This is a genomic window from Salinibaculum salinum, from assembly GCF_037645885.1.
GTDB lineage: Archaea > Halobacteriota > Halobacteria > Halobacteriales > Haloarculaceae > Salinibaculum > Salinibaculum salinum.
Window position 1 is genome coordinate 1 of record NZ_JBBENW010000046.1, and the last position, 1,554, is coordinate 1,554.

Sequence of the window (1,554 nt, forward strand, 5' to 3'; positions counted from 1 at the left end):
GCTGAATGAGCGCGCTCTCGCGGCTCATTCAGCGGAAAGCGGCGGTAGTCACCAGTTCTCTCAATTTTGTCAAACAACCTCACCGAGATCACTTTGGTTTTCGCTAGATAATGACCGAGATCTGATTAATTTCTTTGTCTCGTATCTATTCACGTTGAATTAATGCGCTGATGCTGAGTTATGGGTAAGAGACAGGGCTTTAGCCGTGGGAGGATATCAGACCGTCGATGGGATTGCTGTTGGGAGAGATTTGCTCACGCTTTTTCCCGTAGCCTCGTCGTGATTTGCTCTATCGCTCATGTTCCGACGCAATCAATTTGGAACTGCCACATGTGCTTGTTCAGACCGCGTTGTACAGTGGGGAGACAGCAAGCTAAGAACAGTAGTTGGATTTCACACATGATTTTCGAGAGAAATAAGTTTCACCAGCAGGGAACCAAACCAATCTGTCTCTTCGCTTTCTACCGAGATAACGCAGTCGTAGCTGTCGCGCCTAGCGAAACTACAGAGCCAAGCGATTCAATACAACGACGCGGCGTCATGGAACTACGATCCAACGGCCGAAGAGCACTATTACGGCTTCGGCTGTACGATCGTCTCGACCGGTGCAAAGATCCCGATAGCAGCAGAGTTCACACAGGCCAAACAAGCAGACAAAGAGACGGCGATGCGCGTCACCTGTGACGCGCTCGCCGTCGATACACCAGTCTGGATGCTTGGTGACAGCGCCTACGACATCCTCGATTGGCACGACCACCTGCTGGCCGCAGGGGTCGTGCCAATCGCTCCGTACAATCCACGAAACACTGCCGACCCGAAAGACATCAAGTACAGGGTCGAAGACCGAATCGAGGAACATGGCGAGGACATTCAGCTGAAACAATCTATCTTGGACGAGACGTACAACAACCGGACAGGCGTCGAACGAACCAACGACGCGGTCAAGGACTGCGGCCTCGGGCACGTCCGCGCCCGAGGCCGCGTCCACGCACGAACAGAAGTGTTCCTTGCGCTGTGTCTCCGAATTATCGTTGCAATCACTAATTTCGAGAGAGGTGACGATCCCGGACGTGAAAAATTCAAGATATGAGCTAAGTTGTATAGCAAATTCCTTCTTAGAGAATAAACAGCGAGGCCAGTCCAGCCAGTGCAATAGCTCCACAAAGTTGCATCACTCTAATGTATGATTGGTGACGGCGATCGTAATCGCCGGTGAGGATTCCCACCGTCCAGACAAGCACGCCAATCGACACGACAATAACGACCCCAACCCATGTAACAGTGGCACGATTCGTCCAGTTTATTCCGGTTTGCCAATACAACACAAGAGTTCCGATGAGCCACAGACTCCCAAGAACGGCTGCAAGAACCCGGAATCCGCTCCGTTGTTCCACACTCATTGAGATATCATAGAGTATTAACCAATAGAGCCTGTCATAGAATCCATCTCATAGCTTCTCACAGCCCGGTTCGTTTCCTCGCTCATAGTTGGTGATTGCAATGACAACCCGGAGGCAGAGCGCAACGAAAACTTCTGTTCGTGCGTGGACGTGG

2 pseudogenes are annotated in these 1,554 nt (G+C 51.4%); one reads left to right on the forward strand and one right to left on the reverse strand.

Going from position 1 to position 1,554, the window contains the following annotated elements:
- Window positions 1–511 precede the first annotated feature (511 nt).
- A pseudogene (locus tag WDJ60_RS18755) lies at window positions 512–1,090 on the forward strand (transposase); the annotation flags it as partial.
- Window positions 1,091–1,448: 358 nt separating this feature from the next.
- Here WDJ60_RS18755 and WDJ60_RS18760 read toward each other — a convergent pair.
- Window positions 1,449–1,554, reverse strand: a pseudogene (locus tag WDJ60_RS18760) (IS5/IS1182 family transposase); the annotation flags it as partial.